Origin of the sequence: Neorhizobium populisoli (genome assembly GCF_019430945.1) — a bacterium.
Taxonomy (GTDB): domain Bacteria; phylum Pseudomonadota; class Alphaproteobacteria; order Rhizobiales; family Rhizobiaceae; genus Neorhizobium; species Neorhizobium populisoli.
In genome coordinates this window covers 126771-146585 of record NZ_JAHYCB010000011.1, presented here as the reverse complement: position 1 = coordinate 146585, position 19815 = coordinate 126771, and the positions used below count along the sequence as shown (strand labels likewise).

The 19815-nt window shown below is 58.6% G+C and carries 18 protein-coding genes and 3 pseudogenes; 15 read left to right on the top strand and 6 right to left on the bottom strand.

Translation table 11 applies throughout. The features are described 5' to 3' along the window. Positions 1-204 precede the first annotated feature (204 nt). Entirely contained in the window at positions 205-462 is a 258-nt protein-coding gene (locus tag KX729_RS26100) for a type II toxin-antitoxin system VapB family antitoxin (protein ID WP_219745401.1), read from the top strand. Next, positions 462-848 (top strand): type II toxin-antitoxin system VapC family toxin, encoded by a 387-nt coding sequence (locus KX729_RS26095; protein ID WP_219745400.1) that lies wholly within the window; start codon positions 462-464, stop codon positions 846-848. The genes KX729_RS26100 and KX729_RS26095 overlap by 1 nt, the downstream gene beginning before the upstream one ends. Before the next feature lie 435 nt (positions 849-1283). On the opposite strand, the gene KX729_RS26090 is transcribed toward KX729_RS26095, so the two are convergent. After that, a complete protein-coding gene (locus KX729_RS26090; RefSeq protein WP_219745399.1) occupies positions 1284-2246 on the bottom strand; it encodes a cyclic di-GMP phosphodiesterase in 963 nt (320 codons plus the stop codon). Between the two features lie 33 nt (positions 2247-2279). Further along, the gene (locus KX729_RS26085) at positions 2280-4118 is read right to left on the bottom strand and encodes a putative bifunctional diguanylate cyclase/phosphodiesterase (RefSeq protein WP_219745439.1); all 1839 of its coding nucleotides are present in this window, start codon (positions 4116-4118) and stop codon (positions 2280-2282) included. A 1491-nt stretch (positions 4119-5609) separates the two neighbouring features. Here KX729_RS26085 and KX729_RS26080 point away from each other — a divergent pair. From KX729_RS26080 to KX729_RS26040, 9 genes are all read left to right on the top strand, one after another. Then, positions 5610-6614: an ABC transporter substrate-binding protein gene (locus KX729_RS26080; protein WP_219745438.1), complete on the top strand. Its 1005-nt coding sequence runs from the start codon at positions 5610-5612 to the stop codon at positions 6612-6614. Between the two features lie 47 nt (positions 6615-6661). Beyond that, on the top strand, positions 6662-7669 hold the full coding sequence (locus tag KX729_RS26075) for a FecCD family ABC transporter permease (protein WP_512699458.1): 1008 nt from the start codon (positions 6662-6664) through the stop codon (positions 7667-7669). Next, the gene (locus KX729_RS26070) at positions 7666-8427 is read left to right on the top strand and encodes an ABC transporter ATP-binding protein (protein ID WP_219745398.1); all 762 of its coding nucleotides are present in this window, start codon (positions 7666-7668) and stop codon (positions 8425-8427) included. The genes KX729_RS26075 and KX729_RS26070 overlap by 4 nt, the downstream gene beginning before the upstream one ends. Positions 8428-8435: 8 nt before the next feature. Next, positions 8436-9404, top strand: a complete 969-nt coding sequence (locus KX729_RS26065; RefSeq protein WP_312992027.1) for a DMT family transporter — start codon at positions 8436-8438, stop codon at positions 9402-9404. A 213-nt stretch (positions 9405-9617) separates the two neighbouring features. After that, entirely contained in the window at positions 9618-10025 is a 408-nt protein-coding gene (locus tag KX729_RS26060) for a hypothetical protein (RefSeq protein WP_219745397.1), read from the top strand. An 84-nt stretch (positions 10026-10109) separates the two neighbouring features. Beyond that, on the top strand, positions 10110-11483 hold the full coding sequence (locus KX729_RS26055; RefSeq protein ID WP_219745396.1) for a PepSY-associated TM helix domain-containing protein: 1374 nt from the start codon (positions 10110-10112) through the stop codon (positions 11481-11483). 11 nt (positions 11484-11494) lie between these two features. Continuing rightward, entirely contained in the window at positions 11495-12403 is a 909-nt protein-coding gene (locus KX729_RS26050) for a copper uptake system-associated protein (RefSeq protein WP_219745395.1), read from the top strand. Next, on the top strand, positions 12400-13002 hold the full coding sequence (locus tag KX729_RS26045) for an SCO family protein (RefSeq protein ID WP_219745394.1): 603 nt from the start codon (positions 12400-12402) through the stop codon (positions 13000-13002). The genes KX729_RS26050 and KX729_RS26045 overlap by 4 nt, the downstream gene beginning before the upstream one ends. 54 nt (positions 13003-13056) lie before the next feature. After that, a complete protein-coding gene (locus tag KX729_RS26040; protein ID WP_219745393.1) occupies positions 13057-13266 on the top strand; it encodes a DUF3817 domain-containing protein in 210 nt (69 codons plus the stop codon). A 67-nt stretch (positions 13267-13333) separates the two neighbouring features. On the opposite strand, the gene KX729_RS26035 is transcribed toward KX729_RS26040, so the two are convergent. The 3 genes from KX729_RS26035 to KX729_RS26025 are packed head-to-tail and all read right to left on the bottom strand — an operon-like array spanning position 13334 to position 15862. Further along, a complete protein-coding gene (locus KX729_RS26035; RefSeq protein WP_219745392.1) occupies positions 13334-14215 on the bottom strand; it encodes a DUF72 domain-containing protein in 882 nt (293 codons plus the stop codon). A 1-nt stretch (position 14216) separates the two neighbouring features. Continuing rightward, positions 14217-15101 (bottom strand): NAD(P)H-hydrate dehydratase, encoded by an 885-nt coding sequence (locus KX729_RS26030; RefSeq protein WP_219745391.1) that lies wholly within the window; start codon positions 15099-15101, stop codon positions 14217-14219. Between the two features lie 5 nt (positions 15102-15106). Then, on the bottom strand, positions 15107-15862 hold the full coding sequence (locus KX729_RS26025) for a histidine phosphatase family protein (RefSeq protein WP_219745390.1): 756 nt from the start codon (positions 15860-15862) through the stop codon (positions 15107-15109). A gap of 309 nt (positions 15863-16171) precedes the next feature. Between KX729_RS26025 and KX729_RS26020 the strand changes: the two are divergent. The 4 genes and pseudogenes from KX729_RS26020 to KX729_RS26005 form a co-directional block, all read left to right on the top strand. Beyond that, positions 16172-17076: pseudogene (locus tag KX729_RS26020) on the top strand (PhnA-like protein). A 61-nt stretch (positions 17077-17137) separates the two neighbouring features. Continuing rightward, positions 17138-17661: pseudogene (locus KX729_RS26015) on the top strand (YidB family protein). Positions 17662-17663: 2 nt separating this feature from the next. Beyond that, a complete protein-coding gene (locus KX729_RS26010) occupies positions 17664-18647 on the top strand; it encodes a L,D-transpeptidase family protein (protein WP_219745389.1) in 984 nt (327 codons plus the stop codon). 248 nt (positions 18648-18895) lie between these two features. Continuing rightward, positions 18896-19290: pseudogene (locus KX729_RS26005) on the top strand (low affinity iron permease family protein); the annotation flags it as partial. A gap of 214 nt (positions 19291-19504) precedes the next feature. On the opposite strand, the gene KX729_RS26000 reads toward KX729_RS26005, so the two are convergent. Further along, positions 19505-19795: a hypothetical protein gene (locus KX729_RS26000; protein WP_219745388.1), complete on the bottom strand. Its 291-nt coding sequence runs from the start codon at positions 19793-19795 to the stop codon at positions 19505-19507. Positions 19796-19815: the final 20 nt, after the last annotated feature.

Below are 19815 nucleotides of genomic sequence, written 5' to 3'. Positions count from 1 at the left end.
AATGACTTTTGAGTCACTAAATGACGCTGTAATCTAGAAGTCAAGGTTTAAAAGGGAAGTGCATACTGCAGCTTCGCCACGTTACTGGTGCAACGGCGATGGCTGTCGCGGATCTAAATCACTACAGAAGCTTACCGGGCCGTATTTGACACGAGCTCATGTTGTTGGTAGAAAACTGTGAAAAGGTAGATTTTGGAGGTGTTCGTGTCGCTGAACATCAAGAATCCAGCTACGGTAGCGCTGGTGGACGAACTTGCTCGGCGCCAGGGAATCAGCAAAACGGCGGCGATCCATCAGGCCTTGACCGAACGCCTCCACCGGCTAGGGCATGGCGAGGTTCCGAAAGACCGCTTGCTTGATGAGCTGCGCTCCGTTCGCAAAAGAATAGCACGGCTCCCTGAACTGGAAAAGCGCAGCGATGAGGACATTGTCGGGTTCGACGAAGACGGAATTCCCAACTGATGGTCATCGATACATCGGCCATCGTCGCAATCCTGCGCGACGAGCCGCAGGCGGAACGACTTGAGAGAGCCATCGTCTCCGACCCGATCCGATTGATTCCAGCCACATGCGTGTTCGAGGCGCGTATGGTGATGGTCAGCCGGCGCGGCGAGCATGCATTGGCCGAAATCGATGTGTGGCTTTCCAAGATCGCAGCCGAGATTATTCCCGTCGATTCCGAGCTGGTCGACCTCGCCACTCGGGCGTGGCTGACCTATGGCAAGGGCCGACATCCCGCCAGCCTGAACTTCGCCGATTGTTTTTCATACGCCTTGGCAAAACGCGCCGATGATGCCCTTTTGTTTATCGGAGAGGATTTTAATCAGACCGACATCGAGGCAGCATGAACAGCCTAGGCGAATTCGTTCTCAAGGAAGATCTATCGCAGGTCGCCCCTCCCCTTCCCTTGAGCCGGTGTCCAGCCTGTCGGCCCAACTTAAGAAGTTGGTCACAGAGAGATCAGTGACCAGGAGCGCGGCCTTCGCCGGATGCTCACCCTCTTATACCGAGTCCCATGCCTCAGACTCAAATGCGGTACAGCGCTTAGGTCGCGCGAAGCCGACGTTGGGGTCAGATACGTCTCGCCTGGAAAAGCGGGTGATGATTAACGAACGAAATAAGGCCGGAGACAAGTCTCACGGCCTTAAGTTTTTCAATCGACAGCGTAGGGAGGAGAACCGCGTCGAGAAGACCACACTAGAGGAATATGGTTAACGAGATCTAACTACTGGTTTCGGCGCTTGCGGTAGTAATGCCGGGACGAGATCTGCGGAGACAGGCGGCTAATGGATCGTCCCGCTTATGACCATCCTTGAAACGAAAGCAGATAGGAGCTTCGCATCGAAGTGCCCCGGCGAATTCATCATCATGTTGATGGCCTCGGTCTGCGTGAAGGCACGTTTATAGGGGCGGATTGTGGTGAGCGCCTCGTAGACGTCGCAGATCGCAGCCAGCCGCGCGACGTAGGGTATCTTCCTGCCGGAAAGTCCGCCGGGGTAACCCCCACCGTCATACCGTTCGTGATGATAGCGACAGATGTCCAGAACCTCCTTCGGCGCCGTGCCTGCTCTTGAGACCATCTCATAGCCAAGCTGCGGATGCTGTCGAACAAGCTCCATCTCCTTGGCCGTCAGTTTGCCAGTCTTGGTCAGAATGTCGTCGGAGAGCGTCATCTTGCCCAGATCATGCACCAGCCCGCCGAGGCCCAGCAGGCGAATTTCGTCTTCGCTGTGGCCGAGGCTACGTCCGAGCGTTACCATGAGCGCGCTGACCGCCAGCGAATGAAGAAAGGTGACCTCGTCCTTCTCCTTCAGCTTGGCAACAGCAATCAGGGCGCCGGCATTCTCGAGCGATGCGGACATGATCCGCTCCACGGCTGTGCTGGCCGGTCCGTCAGCGAAGCAAGCTTGCAAGCGGGCGTCGCTAAGAACTTGCCGGAGATATGGATCGATCTCCCTGATAGACTGTCGCGCTCGCCCGATCTCCTGGGGAGTGAACACCATCAGCAGCCTTGCCTTATAGCTCGCAGCGTCCTCTCCTTGCGGAGCCGGGTTTCGATCAAGATCGATGCCTTTGGCGACATTGATGACCACACTTTTGACGGGGCTTGCCATGATGCGTCTGACGTCGCTATTAGACCTGATCAGAAATGGCTCGGATCGGGTTGCATCACCATAGCCGCCCAGCTCAACGTCCTCGACGAACATCCCGACCCGTAGCTGGTTCACCTGAATCCGCTTCTGCATTCCCTATCCTTGGCTCTAAAATAGCTTAATTAACTAGTGGCGCGGCAAAGAACCCTGCGTCGATACGAAACTGTTGGCCGCAGTTTGATGTGGAGGCCGCTGAGCGCGATCTCTGAGCAACGTCGTTGCCTCTACGCGGTTGACTGCCCTTGAGAAAAGATATCCCTGCCCGAGCTTGCAACCGAGCTTTTCCAGCTGTTCGGCCTGGGCTTCAGATTCTATTCCTTCTGCTACCACCCGGACGCCGAGGTTGCTGGCAATTCCGATCAGCCCTTCGACGATGAATACGCCAGCATCTCCAGGCGTCATTCGATCGACAAAGGACTTATCTATTTTGAGGATATCGACCGGCATGGTCAGCAAGTGCGTAAGGGAGGCAAATCCGGTCCCAAAATCGTCCAGGGCCACTTTTATGCCTTCTGCGCGCAGTGCCCGGATCTCTGCCGCAACAACATGGTCGCGCTGCCCGAGGTAGACCGATTCCGTCACCTCCAGTATGACGTGGTCGAGCGGAACTTCAGCATCGTCGAAAGCTTTGCAGATCGTTTCCCTCAAGGCTCCGGCGCGAAAGTCTGCGGCGGAAAGGTTGATGCCGACATGCTGCAGAGGGAGACCCGCGTCAAGCCAGCTCCGCATGTCGCGCGCCACGCTTGTCATCATCCGCTGAGTCAGTTCAGCCGCCACGCGAGCATCCTTCGTGGCTTCCTGGAAGTGCGCCGCCGCGATAACCTCGCCCGACGGCGTAGTCATCCGGCACAGTGCTTCAAAGCCAACAATCTCTCTGGTGTCGATGCGAACTATGGGCTGATAATGCGGATTAATGCGATCCTGCGAGAGCGCAAGACTGACGTCCCGAACCGCTCTGAAACGCCTGGTTATCGCGGTGCCGAGGCCGCGGTGAAACTGGAAATACTGGCCGCGTTTGTTTTCCTTTGCGTGATAAAGTGCCACGTCGGCGTTTCGCCGGATCTGGTCGGGCGTCAGTCCGTCTTCTGGCACCGCCCCGCCGATGGTTGCGGCGGGAAAGACGACATGACCATCACAATCGGCGGGCAGCGCCAATGCTGCGAGGATTTCCGTCGCCGACCGGCTCAGATCGAGATCCTGTTCGGGAAACATGATCAAGGCAAATTCATCGCCGCCGAGCCGGAAGATGAACTCTGGCTCAGCGGCGGCCCGGAAGCGGTCGGCAACAACCTTGATCAGCGAATCGCCGGCCGCATGACCGAACGTATCATTCACGAGCTTCAGATTATCGATGTCGGCCAGCAGTATTCCCCAACGCCGGCTGGCGACAGTCGGACCGCTCAGGACGCGATCGAATGCGGCGCGGTTCGGCAGGCCGGTCAAAGCGTCCGTGTAGGTCAGGCGCTGGCGCTCCATAACACGCTCTTCGCGGTCGATAGCAATTGAGCAAAGATAGACGCAAGCGTCGACAACCTTCTGTTCCAGGTTGCTGGGGCCTCGCGCGTCCCGAAAGTAAAATGCGAACGTACCCACAACGCGGTCGCCGCTCTTGATCGGGCTCGACCAGCAGGCACGGATGCCGATCGGAGCAACGAGGGCCCGATAATCCTGCCAGCGTGGGTCTGTTTCGATGTCGGTGACGATCACCGGCTCCGCATGGTAGGCGGCCGTGCCACAGGAACCCGCCGATGGGCCGGCCGTCAAGTTGTCGATCGCCGCGGAATACGACACCGGAAGCGAAGGGGCGGCGAGCGTTCGCAGGCAGCGACCATCGTATGCCAGAACCGAGGCGGATATGCCGGGAATGGCGGCCTCGACCCTCAAGCACAGCTCCGCCATCGTGCTCGCCAAGGGCTCCCCTTTGGCAATCATTTCAAGAATGGCATTCTGCAGCGTGAGGATCATCATGCACCGTCTCGAAAAGGACGCCCTTATCTACCGAGAGCGGTTTCAAATCAGGTTATCCAATTCGTTAAAATTTGATACGACAAGCTCCGAAGTCCCGACCGTCGATCTGGCGACCAGGTTTGAGATCAAACCATTTAGGACCCCTTGCCAAGATCGTCTGACAGCATCTCAGCCAAGCCGATCTGCAGTGTGAGGACCGCCGTCGCCCCCATCTCAGATACAAAGGGCGGCGCGAGCAGTCGGATCCATTTTCAAGGGGAGAAATGCGCCGGGGTTGAGAAACAAGCGTCCTTCCTTTGAGGTATTGCTCACGGTGTAGGACATTGCGAGAGTGTGAGATTCACGGCAAAAGCGTCGCCGAAAAACCTCGTTTTGAACAAGCGCCAAACGCAGATGATAATAGTCGTTGAAGGCATTAGTGCCGCAGGAAAAACAATATGGTGCCGACAGCACGCGGCGCAACACCTGATCAAGGAGAGCTATCCTGAGAAGCGGCCCGATCGGCAAGCAGGACCTGGGGAGGCCGCACGGACTGGAATTGCTCACATGCGCGTTTTCTCCTCTATTGTGATCGCCTTTCTCACCGGAGCTCTCACCGCCCATGTGGCCGACGCGGTTACCTATTCCGGATCCATAGGTCCGCTGGCAATCATTCTTGAATTGACACCAACCGGTCCCGATAGCCTTCGGGCGGGGCGTTATGCGACAAGCTAGATACGCCGCAATACTTTGTCCTTCTTTCCGGGCAGCATGGTGGCGTTTGGGTGAGCCTGGGCATCAAGGCTCGAACACGAAAGCGTCCAAGCGTCACGACGCGAACCGGACGGGACCATATATTGGGCCGATGGCGCAGTCCGACGCTGACGCAGCCCGGGACGAAATGTCTTTGGGCGATCTCGAAACAGCGCGTCTCTATGGGGCGCGGGTTGCCCGTGTCGCGCGGCAGTACAAACCAACGCTGGGGGAATAAGAAGGGCGGCCTGCCGGCCGCGAAATTCGGGCTATATGGAAAGCCGCACAATCATCTCCCGCGCCCTGAGCGCGGAAGCTCGATCCACGTCCTACATGGCTCGTGCAGGATAACTGCCTCATGACGCCGTTGCGCACTTCCTTGCAGAACAGCGAGACCGTTTGAGAGTGACGGTCCCGATCATTGTCGGGGCAACGGCCAACTTTGACGATGCAGCGTCTTGATAGTCGGGGCGGCTACGCAAAGAGCGCAGAGCGGCCAAACCACTGTCGCGATGACAAGCAGCCAATATATAAACAGACAAAGACCGTAGTCGGCACCGCGGATTGAAGGCCCTTATGTGGTGTCGAAGAAGGCTCACAATGCCAGTCGCCCGATCTCCGCGAGATTGCCGAGACGACGAAACATGACCGTACTGCTCTTGTTTTAAGGTCTAAAAATAGTTAGACGACCCTTCAAGAAGCGGCCTGACAGCAGGCGGACATGAGGGGTCGGAAAGCGTGAGAACACTACTGGCGATGACAGGTCTATGCGTTTTGCTCGGCGCGACGGCCAACTCGGCTTCGGCAGCTTCCACAACATATCCGCTGACTGTCGAGAATTGCGGTGTGAAGGTTACCTTTACGAAGGCGCCGGAGCGCGCTGTCGGACTTGGTCAGGGCAGCGCAGAAATCATGCTGATGCTCGGCCTGGAAGACAAGATGGCGGGAACCGCCTTCTGGCCCAACAAGCCCCTGCCACAGGTGTCGGAGGCCTACGCCAAAGTGAAGCTGCTGACCATCGAGTTTCCGAGCTTCGAGGCCGTTCTTGCACAGCAGCCCGACTTCGTGGCAGCCGCCCTTCCAAGTCTCATGGGACCATCCAGTAAGGTCGCCAAACGCGACGATTTCGAAAAGCTTGGCATCCCGGCATACCTGTCACCGAGCGCGTGTGTTGCCGAAGGCGCCGCCAAGGACAAATTCGGGTACGGCAACCGCAGCCAGCTCTGGAATATGGCGACGCTCTACCAGGAGATCGGGGAGCTTTCCCAGATCTTCGACGTCAGCGAGCGCGGGCAAGCCCTGATCGAGGACCTCAAAAAGCGCGAGGCTGCGCTCAGAGCAGAGACTCCCAAGGATGGCAAGAAGCTCTCGTATGTCTTCTGGTTCTCCAGCCCCTCCCCGGCTGCGGACGCATATCTCGGCGGCAAGAACACGCCATCGGGCTTTATCGCCGATGTTCTGGGAGGAACAAATGCCATCACATCTGAGGCCGACTCGCCCGCACTTGGCTGGGAAAGCATCATTGCAACGGACCCGGACGTCATCGTCGTTGCCCAGGTTGACCGTAATCGTTGGGAGCTCGACAAGGCGGAGGCAAAGATAAAGTTTCTGAAGACCGATTCTGCCACAAGCCAGATGCCGGCGGTCAAGAACAACGCCATCGTGATGATGGAGGGGCAGGCCATGAACCCAACAATCCAGACGATATTCGGCGCGGAAAGCATCGCCGCGCAGCTCAAGGCACTCGGTCTGCGTCAGTGAGCATCGCCGCCATCAAAAGCGACGGCGTTCAACGGTACAGTCGCTTCCTGTTGCTTGTCGCGGTATTGCTGGCCTCAGCTGCCTGCATATCGATGATCGTGGGTATCAGTGTCGGGATCGGAGACATGCCGATCCCGCTTGCTTCAACGTATGCCGCCATCGCAAATCGCCTGGGCTGGACGCACGTCGAGCTGAACCGTATCCACGAAACGATCATTTGGGATTATCGCCTCAGCCGTGCTCTGGTCGCTGTCTTCTGCGGGGCAGGCCTGGCACTCTCCGGCGCCATCCTGCAATCGTTGCTCCGCAATCCGCTGGCAGAACCCTATGTTCTCGGCATCTCGGCCGGCGCTTCCACCGGAACGGTGGCCGTGGTCATCCTGGGCCTTGGCGCCGGTTCGATATCTCTCTCGGCCGGCGCTTTTATCGGCGCGTTTGCGGCTTTCTTTTTCGTGGCCCTGCTCTCGAATGGCGCGCGCGGCGGTGCTGACCAGACCATTCTTGCCGGGGTCGCCGCCTCGCAACTGTTCAACGCCGCGACGTCCTATATCGTCACCACGTCAGGCAATGCCCAGCAGGCCCGCGACGTGATGTTCTGGCTGCTCGGCAGCTTCGGGGCGGTGCGCTGGCCCGAATTCGCCCTTGTCTCTATCGTCGTTGGCATCGGGCTGGTCGTATGCCTCCTATACGCGCGCGTGCTGGACGCGTTTGCATTTGGTGACGAGGCTGCGGCATCGCTTGGCGTCAACGTCGGCCGGGCCCGGCTTATCCTGTTCGGCGTTACAGCCGTGATGACTGCCACCATCGTCAGCATGGTTGGTACGATCGGATTCGTCGGACTGGTGGTTCCGCATGCAGCGCGCTTCGCCGTCGGGCCTTTGCATGTACGACTGATGCCGGCTTGCGCCATTGTAGGAGCCGTCTTCATGGTCGCTGCCGACATTGCCTCCCGTGTTCTCATCCCGCAGCAGGTTCTTCCGATCGGCGTGGTAACGGCGCTGGTCGGCGTACCGTTTTTCGCGATTATCCTTTACCGGTTCCGGCGTGCGTCATGAGTATCGAGGCTGACAACCTGATCTGGAAGATTGGGCCGAAGACTATCATCGACGGGTTGTCGTTCGCCGCCGAGCCAGGGAAGATGCTAGGTTTGCTCGGCCCGAACGGCTCTGGAAAAACCTCCTTGCTGCGACTGCTTGCCGGCCTGAAGAAGCCGACGGCGGGGCGCGTCACCCTCGACGGAAAGGACATCGCACAGATCGGGCGCCGGTCCATGGCCCAACGTGTTGCGTTCATCGAGCAGCACGCCACCACCAACGCCAGCCTGAAGGTTATCGACGTCGTCAAACTGGGCCGGTTTCCGCATCGCTCGATGTTTTCCGGGTGGACGGTGGCGGACGATGCGGCCGTGACCTCTGCTCTCGAACGCACCGAAATGACAGCGAAGCGAAACGACCGCTGGCAAAGCCTGTCGGGCGGCGAAAGGCAGCGTACTCACCTCGCCCGCGCATTAGCGCAGTCCCCAAAGGAACTGGTTCTCGACGAGCCGACCAATCATCTCGACATCCACCATCAGATCAACCTGATGCGGCTCGTATCGGCTTTGCCAATCACGAGCGTCATCGCGCTGCATGACATCAATCATGCAGCGATGTTCTGCGACAGTCTGATCGTCATGCAGTCCGGGAAGATCGTCGCATCGGGTTCGCCGGAGGACGTGATCACGCAAGAATTGCTGCGTGACGTATTTTCTGTAGATGCGCGGGTCGAGAGCTCCCCATATCATTCGAGACCACATATCCACTTTGTGCGCTAGTTGATGTCGTGCCCTTTGAGGAGCACGGCCTTCTTATTCATGGGGACGCCGCTATCACCAGAGCTCAGCATAACGTTCCGACAGCGGCCAGCGAGCCGGTGATAGCAAATCCGCGGATCGGAATTCTGCTTCGCATCCTGTCAGGCTTTCTGTTCGCCGGAATGTCGATCTGCATCAAAGCAGTTGCGGAAGACGTCCCCGTCGGTGAAATCGTCTTTTTCCGCTCGGCGTTTGCGCTTATTCCACTCATGGTCTATCTGTGGATGCGAAAAGAGTTCCCGCAGGGTCTTGCAACCCGGCGGCCACTTGGCCATTTGCTGCGGTCAAGCCTTGGCGCTGCCGCTATGTTTGCATCCTTCGCGTCGATTGCCCGGCTTCCGCTAGCTGAAGCGACACTGCTCACCTATCTGTCGCCGACCTTCACAAGCATAGCCGGTGTCCTTCTCCTGTCGGAAAAAGTCACAATCTGGCGCATCGGCGGTGTGGTACTTGGCCTCGCCGGCGTTCTTGTGCTCGTCTGGCCAGAACTCGGGCATCAAGACATGGATGCCGGGCGCATGTGGGGATACATCTGGGGCTTGCTGATGGGGATCCTGACGGCCTTCGCGTTGATCATGGTCCGCAGTCTCAACCGAACCGAAAATCCAGGAGCGATCGCATTCTACTTCGTGATCGCTTCCATGATTGGCGGCATTGCGACTGTGCCATTCGGATGGGTCATACCTGACTCTTATGCCCTTACCATTCTTGTTATGGCAGGGCTGCTCGGAGGGTGCGCGCATATCGCAATGACCCTCTCGTTCCGCCACGCCGAGGCCTCGCTACTTGCTCCTTTCGAATATATGGCGATCCTGTGGCCGGTTCTTGCGGACTTGTTGTTGTTCGATATGCCGATCTCATCAGCATTTCTGGCAGCCCTTCCGCTGGTGCTTGTCGGAGCTGCGATCGCTGCAATGGAGAGCCGGAGACGGCGCTGAAAATCAGTGCGAACGGTCCAAAGGCCCGCCTCGTGGCGACAGGTGACAGGAACTCCGAGTAACAGTCTTTGAGGCCCTCGCCGAGCGGCTGCCTGCTACCGGCGCCAATTGCACCATAGCGAACGTCCGGCATTTTGGTAGGGTTGTATCTGAGATCACACGTTGAGAACTGGTGCGGAAGCCGTTATTCCTTTCCGCACATGGAGTGAGCACGTGAGCCGGTTCTGGAAGGTCGAGACATGGATAGTTCAGACGCTTTGCGTCCTGGCGCTCCTGTTTCTCGGTCTCGTGCATCAGCCACCAATGCCGACAAGCGATGCTCGCGCGGCCGAATTTGCCGGTTTTGTCCTTCCTGACGGCACCTTGCCAACACTTTGCATCACCTCCACCGAGGATGGCGGTAAGGGTTCCTCTTCCCCCCATAAGGTCCATTCCCAAGGATGCGAGGCGTGCAGGATCGACGCCGGGGTCATCCTGCCAGGACCGACCGACACCGGCGGGATTTCGGTCAGCTTCGTCTCGGTTGCTGAACTGCCGCTGCGCGCCGAAAGCATCCGCCGCCAGATCTACCCACCCAATACCGGTCCGCGTGCGCCTCCACTTGATCTGATCATCGTCTGAACCGCGTTTCGGCAGGCGCCGTCGCGCGTGCTGTAACGGTCGCGAGCCTGCTCGCGCAGATGGCTTTGGATCTGGATCAGTCTCATGTCTTCCATTACGACCGCCGACCCGGCGGATACCGCTATTTCAAGCGTTTCACTCTACCGCGCTATCTGGCGCTGGCACTTTTTCGCAGGACTGTTGGTCATCCCTTTTTTGCTCAACCTGTCCGTCACGGGCTCTCTCTACCTGTTCAAGGACGAGATCAACGATACCATATTCGGGTACCGCTATCTCGTTAAGCCCGAGGGTGGGACCCTTTCGCCGCAAAAGCTGGTGGACCTCGCAGTGACCGCTGTTCCGGGATCTATGGCGACCTCCTATAAGGATCCCGCCTCACCGGAACGATCGGCCATTGTTACCGTGTCGAAGGACAAGGTCGCGACCCAGGTATTCCTGAACCCATATGACGGGAAACTCCTCGACGCGGTCGCAAGCGATCAAGAGTTCAACTATGTCGTCAAACGGATCCATAGCCTTGCCCTGTTCGGTGATTTCACCAACAGGCTGATCGAGATCACGGCCGGTTTTGCAATGGTGCTGGTGGTGACCGGCATCTACCTCTGGTGGCCACGCCAGCAGACAGGTGGTGTCGTGACCGTTCGCGGAACGCCCGCCCGCCGTGTGTTCTGGCGTGACCTCCATGCCGTCACCGGCGCGTTCGCCGGCATCCTCATCTTTTTCCTGGCGCTGACGGGCATGCCCTGGTCGAGCTACTGGGGCGCGAACGTCAACTCCTGGCTCGGAAGCCATGGTCTCGGCTATCCGACGCAGCTTTGGGATGATGTTCCGAAGTCGCAAAAGGTTACTTCAGACATTCTACCAAAGGTCGGCTGGACGGTGGAAAAGGCACCGGTCCCGCTTTCCGATATCGCCGCCGCCCAATCCAAGAAACCTGTCGGGGTGGACGTCGCCATCGAGGCAGCAAGAGCAGCCGGCATCCGACCGGGTTTTGACATTGCAATCCCGGCCGACGCCGCGGGGGTTTATTCCGCGGCCATCTACCCAGACGACGTGGCCGGACAACGCATGATCCATATCGACCAGTATTCCGGCAAACCGCTCGTCGACCTCTCCTACAGCCAATACCCCATTTTCGGGAAAAGCATCGAATGGGGCATCAGCGTCCACCAAGGTCAAGAATACGGACGCTTCAACCAAATCCTGATGCTCGCGACCTGCCTGACGATCGTGCTGTCCTGCGTGACCGGCGTTGTGATGTGGTGGAAGCGACGGCCACAGGGCCGCGTCGGCGTTCCACCGATGCCGCCCCGGCGCTCGGTCTACAGTGGCCTCTGGATCGTCGCGGCGATCTTTGCCGTGGCCTTCCCGCTAACCGGCCTGGCGATCCTGGCGATTGTTGCGCTCGATCAGGTGGTGATCCGGCTCGTCCCGCCTCTCAAGCGCGCATTTTCGTGAGGAGCCCGGCTATGAACAAAATCACTTCGATTGTCGCCGGCCTGCTGTTTGCTTCCACCTTGCCGGTGTTCGCGGCTGATATCCGCATCGATCACGCGGCCTCACATGCAATGGTCCCAGGCGCCAAGGTTGGCGATGGGTACCTGACCATTATCAACGATGGCGATCAGCCTGACCGGCTGATCGCAGCAGCATCCGACCGGGCCCATTCCGTGCAGCTTCACCGCATGGATATGGCGAACGGGATCATGAAGATGCGTGAGTTCAAAGGTGGATTGGTAATCCCACCTCATACGACGGTCCGGCTGGCCCTGAACTACCACCTGATGTTCAACAATGTCGATAAGCCCTTTCGCAAAGGCGAGACGATCAAGGCAACTCTAACCTTCGAAAAGGCTGGCGGAATCCAAGTCGGCCTGGTTATCGGCAATTTCGCCGGGCCGCTGGATGGCGACGATGCGGGTACTGCAGCGCCTAATGCCGCAGAGATGTCCATGGACATGGTGCACATGCGTCACGAGGACGAGGATCCGCAAGCTGCGGTCCGGGACGTGCTGAAGACCATGTTCGAGACACCCGACAAACCACTTACTGTCGATCCGATCACTGTTCAGGACGAATGGGCGATAGCCGGATGGAAGCAAGACGGACGTGGCGGGCGCGTGCTCCTCAAGCGATGGCCGCACGGTTGGCGGGTTCAAATGTTGGCTGGCGATGCGCTCAAATCTCCGGCTGGTTATGAGAGCGCTGGGGTTTCGCCGCGTGACGCGGAGCTGCTTTCGCGTCACGTGAACGAGGCAGAAGCGAAGCTCGATGGCCCGACGCTCAAATTGTTTGAGAGTTTCGAGGGCAGCTTGGCCATGGCTGAAGACGACAAGGGCGCCAGCGGACATTCTGCGCATGAAGGACATGGCCAATGAGACCGAAGACGATCCTGACAATCGCCTACTCGGCCAGCGGGCTGTTTATCGCATCGCTGGTCGCGCTGGTGTTCTCCGTCTATCTCGATACGCCGAGAGCCGGACCGTTCAACGAGAATTTCTCACTGATCGACGATGAGGGCCGCCCGGTCGACAAATCGATCTTCAAGGGCCACCCGTCTCTCGTCTACTTCGGCTATACGCACTGCCCGGAGGCGTGCCCGACCACGCTCTATGAAGTTTCCGGGTGGCTGGATGACCTGGGCGATGAGGGCAGCCCCCTGCGCGCCGTGTTCTTCTCGATCGATCCCGAGCGCGACACCAGAGATGTCATGCATGACTATGTCACGGCGTTTGGTGATCGCATCACCGGAGTCACCGGAAACCCTGACGAGATGCGCAAGGTGGCAAAGGGCTGGATCATTCACGCTGAGAAGGAGCCTGCTGACGACGGTAACTACCACATGAACCACACTGTCGATCTTCTGATGATCGGTGCCGACGGGCGCCTGAAGGGGCTTATCCCTTATCGTTCGGACAAGGACGCAGCACTCGCCAAGATCCGTAGCCTCCTCCTTAAGCATACGAGGGGTGCCTGAGATGAAGAGGAGAAAGTCCGACGGTGCAAAAGAGCAGGATTCGGAGGAACATAAATGAAGCGCGGGACAACACTTCGATGGCTTGTCATCGCCGAAGCCATGACTTTACTCATCCTTGTACTGGTGGCGGTCCCTTTGAAACATCTCGCGGGCATTTCCGAGGCGACACGTGTGATGGGCCCGGTTCACGGCTTGGCTTTCCTCGGCTTCTGCTGGGCAGTGACCCGGTCGGCAGGTGAGAGGGGCTTCCCTGGGCGGACTTGAGCTCATGTGCATTTGATCTGTGGCGTCAACCAACATGCCAGCCTGCTGGCTTGCTCCCCAAAGTCAGTTAGCCGCCTGCCTCGAGCAACTCGGATAGCCGCTTCGCGTTCTTGATCGAATTGCCGTCCCGGTCGTTGTTGAAATAAATCCAAGCGGCCTTGGCGCCACTTTCGCGAATGCGCTGCGCCCATACCGTCAGCTCAGCATCGCTGTAATCGTGACGGTACCACTGCTGTGTCCCGTGGAATCGGACGTAGATGTCATCACTCGTGCGCACGAGCTCGTCCGGCAGTCGAGGCCCGCTACAGGAGCAGAAGATCGCCCCAGCCTCCCTAAAGGCTGCGTAAACGTCCTCGTTCCACCAGCTTTTATGGCGGAATTCGACGACGTTGCGATGCTTCGGATCAAGCTGGGATAAGATCAAATGCAGCATTTCAGGGGAATAGCGCACGCTAGGCGGCAGTTGAAACAGGAAGCAACCCATTTGGGAGCCGAGCAGGTCGGCGATGTAGCCGAAATCCTCCACGAGTTCCTGCGTGTTCTCGAACCGCTTGATGTGTGTGATGAGCTCGCACACTTTGATCGTGTAGATGAAGCCAGGAGCAGCCTGACGCATCCATGTCTTGACCGCGCCAATCGTCGGCCATGAATAAAAGGGTGCGTTGAGCTCCACCGTCGAGAAATTCTCTTGGTAGATGGAAAACAACTGGTTTGACGGCGTTCCTGCCGGATAGAATTTGCCTTTCCAGTGCCAGTAGTACCATCCGGAACAGCCAATATGTGTTCCGTCGGAAACCGCGTCATTGGGCGCTACAGGGACCGGGGCATTTGCAGCGCGAGCGAGGTGCATTTTGGACGCGCGGATCACATTGGCTTCGCGCTGTTTCTGGCGCCGCTCGGCGCGCCGCGCTCGTCGTTGCTCGATTTCTTCCGGGTTTCGCTCTACCACTTCATTCGCCTGACCGATAGCACAGGCCAGACAGGAGCCCCGGGATACGGTCGGGAATCTCGCGCGCTAAAAAACCGAGCGGGCCAACCGTCTCCGACAGTTGGGCGCCTGCCTCGCCATGAAGAAAAACGCCCCATATCGCTGCGGTTACCAGGTCGGCACCACGCGCTGCCAGCCCCGTTATGATGCCGGCGAGTACGTCTCCCGAGCCGGAAGTTGCAAGCCCAACGCCACCCCCTTCATACTGCCAATTTCCATCTGGTGCGGTGATGATCGTCTGGCTTCCCTTCATGACCACGACAAGCCCGAAATCGTCCGTTAGGCGGCTTGCTGCGGTTCGCGGGTCAGCCTCGATGACGGCCTTCTCGATCCCGAGCAAATTTGCCATCTCGCCTGCATGGGGTGTGACGACAACGCGTCCGGAACGTCTTCGAAGCGCGTCGCCCTGTTCCCTGAGCTGCGGCAGGGCTCCGGCGTCCACTACGATGATCGTTTCCATGTTGCTTTCCAGCAGATTTTTCAAGATGGCATCGCAGTCGGGCTCTTCCACCATCCCGGGACCTATGAGAAGCGCATCAGCGTCGACCCACCTCGACGCGGCAGACGCTGCGGTTTGGCACTGCAACCCACCCGCTGGCGTCTCCGGCAAGTCGATAACCATTGCCTCCGGCATCGCCAATGCAAGCGCACCAGCGCGGCTTTCGACGGTGGCGATTTGAAGCTTGCCCGCTCCGGCACGCATTGCGCCAAGGGCAGCAAGAAGAACTGCACCTGGCACCTCTCTGCTGCCTCCGATGATGCACACCCGACCGCGCTTTTCCTTGCTGCCTTCCACGGGCTGGGGCAGCGGCAGGTTATGAAGAAGGTCTCGGTCGATGATCTGCATGTCCCTCATCGAGCAGCAACATTCGCGTCTTTTTCAGCAGTTACAGGCGCTCCTGCCTCAATCAAAGGGGCCACAAAATTGTAGCGCATCAGGACCAGGGCGCCGCCGGCTTCGGTATGAGGCTCAGCCGCATATTCCGTAACACCGCAGTTTGAAACGTCGCCCTGCCGGTCGATTTCCAAAATCTGCTCCTCGGAGAGATTTTCGATGATGTAGCGCATGCACAAGACCACGACCTGGTGCGCGACGATTAGGACGCTTCGATCCGCGTAATGCAGGCAGATGGTATCAAGCGCGCTTCGCAGTCGGAGGATCACGTCGCACCAGCTTTCACCGGCTGGCGGTCGATGATAAAACTTTCCAAGGACGCGACGAAACTCGGCTTGATCCGGATGGAGCTCTTCGATGCCTCGCCGCGTTAGCCGATCGAGAATGCCGAACTCCTTTTCCCGCAGCCGCTCATCGGTGCTAACAGTGAGTTGAGGCTGCACAGTAAGCTGCCGAGCGATCGCCTCCGCCGTGCTTCGAGCGCGTATATACGGTGACGCCACGAGAACGTCGGGCTGTTCCGGCAGCGTGCCGAACCAGGCGCCGAGCGCTTGTGATTGACGTTCGCCAAGCGCACTCAATGGGACGTCGACATCCCTTTCCGCGATATCGATGCGCGAGTGGCCTGCAAGATCCGCAGCATCGCGAGCAACGTTCCCGGCGCTTTCGCCGTGCCGTACGATCCAAATCCGCTTTGGCCAGTTCTGCTGCATGTTATCCCATTATTCCGAGCTGCGTCTTTGGGCTGGGGTGCGACGCGACTGGTGTCGCCGAGGTTCGGAGAACCGTAGTATCGCGAAATAGTTCCGCTGTGGATCGACTTGGCATTTTGGTCATCGGCGAACGAGCATCACTCTCTTACGTGGCCATGCTTCAAATGAACGGGCGAGGCGGCCCAACCGAACATGAAAAGTCCGCTTACACCGGGGCGCAGGCCTCGCGAGTTACCGCTGCCGGAACTCTCGCCCGATTTCGGCGTTATCGCGTCACTCACGAACCCGTGAATGTCTAAGGATAATGCCATGACCGAACCGGTCTACGTCCACACGACGCGTGAAACAGCCTATGTCGATCCGTCGCTCACAGCGTCTTTGAACAAGGCATCCTGGGGACCGATTTTTGCGGGTGTCGTTCTGGCATTGGCTGTCCAGTTCCTGCTCAATCTCCTTGGCGTCGGCATCGGCGCCGCGGTCATCGATCCCGCCCAATATGACAATCCCGCGGCCAGCACCTTCTCGATCGCTGGCGGGCTCTGGTTCGTCGTCGCCGGCATCATTGCGTCGTTTATAGGCGGCTATGCGGCCAGCCGGCTTTCGGGTCGACCGAGTCATTCGACCGGCGGCTATATCAAGGCGTCACCACCTGGGCCGTTACTACGCTGGTCATCCTGTATCTTCTGACCACCTCGGTCGGCACCCTGATTGGTGGTGCCTTCAGCGGCCTTTCCGGTATCGTTGGTGGCGTCGGCCAAACGGCTGCTACCGCCGCGACGACCGCCGCTCACGCTCTGGCAAACTCAGCCAACCCTATGGCCGGGATCGAGCAGCAGATCCGCAATGCATCCGGCGGCAATGATCCAGCCGCACTTCGAGATGCTGCCGTATCAGCGGTTCAAGCCGCAGTCACCGGTGATGAAGCAACCGCCGACGCCCGCAATCGCGCAGCCGATGCGGTTGCCAAGGCCCAGAATATTCCGGTCGAGCAGGCGCGCACTCAGGTCGCCCAGTATGAAAAGACCTACCGCGACAACATTGCCGCCGCCAAGCAGAAGGCGCTCGACGCGGCCCAGACCGCGACAAAGGCAGTGTCGGCCGGCGCGATCCTGGGCTTCATCGCACTTCTGCTAGGAGCAATCGCCGGCCGGTTTGGCGGTTCCTACGGCGCCAAGAAGGCGCTTTTGCTCGCTGACACCCCTCGGACGATCTGATTTTAAGGGGCCTCTGGCAGCAGTGGCCCTTTCGCAGCCTCAACTTTTGAAAGCTCTCACCATGATAAGCGGTCCATTGAAAGCCCTGCTCGGCGTCCTTGCATTCGCCGGCTACCAGAACAGGGACAAGATCGGCGAACTGCTGCGCGGAATCCAAACCGGACGCGGTCCAGGAACTGCACCAGGGGAACCTAATCAGCACGAGGGCGGGCTCGGTGGCCTGCTCGGGGCCTGGCTGCCGGCCAAGGCGGTTTCGGGGATCTCTTCAGCGGGATGACATCCGGTGGCATTCTGAGCGGAGGTCTCGGCGACCTGCTCAAAACCTTCCAGCAGAACGGGCACGGCGATAAGGCGGAGTCTTGGGTTCGACCCGGCCCCAATGCCAACATCGACCACGCCGAATTGGAGCAAGCCATTGGACCGGAGATCCTCGATGAACTCGCGACAAAGACTGGACTGTCACGCGAGGACATTCTCGGCCGGCTGCGTCAGGATCTGCCAAGGGCCGTCGATGATCTGACGCCGAATGGGACGCTTCCCGCAGCCGACGAAGAGCTCGAAAATACACCCCCGACAGCTGTCTGAGCATGAGATATCCATTCAGACGTCTGGCCTTCTCTGCCGCCCTGGCCGCCCTTTGCGGTCAGGCGTTCGCAGCTCCAATCGATGCCCAGGCCGTCAACACGACGGCTATCTCGTCCGTTCCGATCGTAGCCCCGGCGGAAAAGCCGGAAGCCCCGGAACCGGCCGTCGTCCATCTTCAGGTGCTTCTCGACCGTGCGGGGGCATCGCCAGGAGTGATCGACGGGTACTTTGGAGATAACCTGACCGAGGCCATCGCCGGATTCGAAGCGTTGCAAGGCCTCCCCGTCGATGGAAAGCTCGATCTCGAAGTGCTCGCACGGTTGAACGACGAAGTCCCGGCCGTTAAGGCCTATGCGATCACCGTGGATGACGCCAAGGATATCGTCGAAAGCATTCCCAAAGACTATGCCGAACAAGCAAAAATGAAGCGCCTCGGCTATACCAGCGTCGCCGAGAAGCTCGCCGAACGCTTTCACATGGACATCAGTCTTCTCAAGGCGCTTAATCCGACGGCTGCATTCAAAGCTGGTGAGACGGTTGCCGTTGCGATCCCAAGCGGCTCAAAGATCGGTTCCGTCTCACGGATCGAAGTGCGTCGAAAGGTGGCGCAGGCGTTCGCGTACGCAGAAGATGGATCGCTGCTGGCCGTTTATCCCGCGACCATTGGCAGCGAGGACACGCCCTCGCCGTCAGGTACGCATAAGGTCAAGGGCGTTTCCCGCATGCCTGTCTACACGTACAACCCCAAGGTCAACTTCCAGCAGGGCAACAACAAAAAGGTGCTGGAACTGCCAGGCGGTCCGAACGGTCCTGTGGGCACGGTGTGGATCGATCTTACTGAGCCGACTTACGGAATCCACGGCACGCCTGAACCCGCGCTGATTGGCAAGGTCGGCTCACACGGGTGTGTTCGATTGGCAAATTGGGATGTCGAGGAATTGGCGGAAATGGTCAAGCCGGGTGTCGTTGTCGAGTTCCTCGATTGAATGACGGCTTTAGCCGCCAACCTGACTTGAACGAGATAGGCGTCTTTGGGTTCAGCGGACAAGATATATTCAGATGTGGACAAAATCCGTCTGATATCAAGCTGGGTAGAAAAGCGATACGCTGCGGCAATTTGGTAGAGTGTTGCAGCGAAATCGTGTGCGTAGTCATCCGCCATGGGCGCCGAACCGGGTTTTGACGAGGAGCGCCTGATAAGGTCCAACATTGTCTTCGCCGCTGCGGCAGAAACCTGCGAGATTCCGATGTCGAAACTGTTTTCGAATTCGCTGCCACAGTTGCGGACCTTTCCGGAAAAGCCGGCGCTTTTGTTCTGGCGGTTGGGCTCGTCGTGGTCTGGGCCCTGTCCGGGCCGTTCTTCGGCTTCTCGGAGACGTGGCAGCTCGTCATCAATACGAGCACGACCATCATTACATTTCTCATGGTTTCGTGCTGCAAGATTTGCAAATCGAGACGGCAAGGCCCTTCAGGCAAAGCTCGATGAACTTATCCTGACATCGCAGGCACACAACAAGATTTGTCGGGATCGAAAAGCTGGACGAAGAGTCCTTGCGGAAAATGAGCAAGACGCTCGCTGAGAAGGCCGAGCAAGTCGAAGACGTTGCTGATGAAGAGGCGTCGGAGAAAAAGGCTCCTAGCCTGCAGACGGGCGCCTTGGCTGCCTGCTTGAAGGCCGTGTTTGATGAAAGCCGCCGGCTCACTCCTCGCGGCTATGTCATCTCGTGGAGCCGAGTAGCGGTCGACCCCTGGATAAGTCGCCACGTCAAAGTCGCCTACAAGGGCTAAGCTACTGAGACAGCTCCTTTGAATGGAGATTGCTCGCGGCATCACTAGTGGGCCGCTAAGCCATCCTCGAAAAAGCAAGTACAGAGGCGATCACCACGGCAATTCGGAGCCCCAAGCGCTTGTGGCTTCGGCTTCGAACCATGCTCCTTGTTCGTCCGTGAGTTGTGAGGACCTGTTCGCGCAGATCGGCGACCTCTTTTCGCAACCACGCTATCTCCTTAGCGGCGGCATCAAGGTCCGGTTCAGTATCTTCGAGCGGGTCGGGTAGCTCAACCTTGTCAAGTTCAGCGAGGTGCTCTTCAAGGGCTTCTCTGCTGCCCCTCCCCTTGATACGGATATCTGTCATGACCTCTCCATCTCTTCACA

Coding starts and splice junctions, on each gene's coding strand:
- KX729_RS26095 (WP_219745400.1), top strand. CDS start 462: ATGGTCATCGATACATCGGCCATCGTCGCAATCCTGCGCGACGAGCCG.
- KX729_RS26090 (WP_219745399.1), bottom strand. CDS start 2,246: ATGCAGAAGCGGATTCAGGTGAACCAGCTACGGGTCGGGATGTTCGTC.
- KX729_RS26085 (WP_219745439.1), bottom strand. CDS start 4,118: ATGATCCTCACGCTGCAGAATGCCATTCTTGAAATGATTGCCAAAGGG.
- KX729_RS26080 (WP_219745438.1), top strand. CDS start 5,610: ATGACAGGTCTATGCGTTTTGCTCGGCGCGACGGCCAACTCGGCTTCG.
- KX729_RS26070 (WP_219745398.1), top strand. CDS start 7,666: ATGAGTATCGAGGCTGACAACCTGATCTGGAAGATTGGGCCGAAGACT.
- KX729_RS26055 (WP_219745396.1), top strand. CDS start 10,110: ATGTCTTCCATTACGACCGCCGACCCGGCGGATACCGCTATTTCAAGC.
- KX729_RS26050 (WP_219745395.1), top strand. CDS start 11,495: ATGAACAAAATCACTTCGATTGTCGCCGGCCTGCTGTTTGCTTCCACC.
- KX729_RS26045 (WP_219745394.1), top strand. CDS start 12,400: ATGAGACCGAAGACGATCCTGACAATCGCCTACTCGGCCAGCGGGCTG.
- KX729_RS26040 (WP_219745393.1), top strand. CDS start 13,057: ATGAAGCGCGGGACAACACTTCGATGGCTTGTCATCGCCGAAGCCATG.
- KX729_RS26030 (WP_219745391.1), bottom strand. CDS start 15,101: ATGCAGATCATCGACCGAGACCTTCTTCATAACCTGCCGCTGCCCCAG.
- KX729_RS26025 (WP_219745390.1), bottom strand. CDS start 15,862: ATGCAGCAGAACTGGCCAAAGCGGATTTGGATCGTACGGCACGGCGAA.
- KX729_RS26010 (WP_219745389.1), top strand. CDS start 17,664: ATGAGATATCCATTCAGACGTCTGGCCTTCTCTGCCGCCCTGGCCGCC.
- KX729_RS26000 (WP_219745388.1), bottom strand. CDS start 19,795: ATGACAGATATCCGTATCAAGGGGAGGGGCAGCAGAGAAGCCCTTGAA.